General features: G+C 43.6%; 3 pseudogenes. All 3 read left to right on the plus strand.

Going from position 1 to position 921, the window contains the following annotated elements:
• Positions 1 to 100: pseudogene (locus C3420_RS17100) on the plus strand (IS1 family transposase); the annotation flags it as partial.
• A gap of 80 nt (positions 101 to 180) precedes the next feature.
• A pseudogene (locus C3420_RS17105) lies at positions 181 to 801 on the plus strand (helix-turn-helix domain-containing protein); the annotation flags it as partial.
• 11 nt (positions 802 to 812) lie between these two features.
• A pseudogene (locus C3420_RS17110) lies at positions 813 to 921 on the plus strand (IS5/IS1182 family transposase); the annotation flags it as partial.

Raw genomic sequence — 921 nt, forward strand, 5'->3', positions numbered from 1 at the left:
GCGAGGCTTTAGGAGAAGCTGCAACTTCTCCAAAAAGCTTGAAAATCATTTCAAAGCCTTTGATTTAGTGTTCTTTTATATCAATAATGGATTCGTTTAATGCCAGCATACTTTTTGAAACACCACCAAAATGTCTAGTTTATGATGGTTTTCACCATCATGGACTGGATATAAATATAGATGCTGATCACTATGTCTGACAAAGAAATTCAACGTCTTGCAGTTCTGCAAGACGTTCGAGATCATCGTATTACACAAGTCCGTGCTGCTGAAATCCTTAATCTTTCAACCCGTCAAATTACCCGGTTATTACAGAAGCTCAATCAAGATGGTGTTTCAAGTATGGCGCATGCCAGTCGTGGTCAACCGGGCCATCATCGCCATGACGATTTATTAAAATCAAAATGTCTTTCCATTATTTCTGAACATCTGCTGGGATTTGGACCTACCTTGGCCCATGAGAAGCTCAGCAGCATGTTTGACCTGAATATCCCGGTAGAAACGCTTCGGCGCTGGATGACTGCAAATGACCTCTGGATTCCACGATCCAAGCGCCTTAAACGTCCATATCAGCCACGTTATAACCGGGATTGCTTCGGTGAGCTAATCCAGATTGATGGCTCATATCATGACTGGTTCGAAGGACGCGCTGCTAAGTGCTGCTTGCTGGTTTATATCGATGATGCCACTGGAAAGCTGTTGCATCTGCGCTTCTGTGAGGCGGAAACGACCTTCGACTATATGCTTTCAACCCGAGCCTACATTGAACAATACGGTAAGCCTCTGGCCTTTTATAGCGATATAATTTTCAAATGAAGAAGCCTACACACAAAATCTACCGCACAACCAATTGGCCCGCATATAACCGAGCACTCATGAGTCGCGGAAATATTGCCATTTGGTTTGATCCTGCTACGCAAT

Origin of the sequence: Acinetobacter sp. ACNIH3 (genome assembly GCF_002918965.1) — a bacterium.
Classification (GTDB): Bacteria; Pseudomonadota; Gammaproteobacteria; order Pseudomonadales; family Moraxellaceae; genus Acinetobacter; species Acinetobacter schindleri.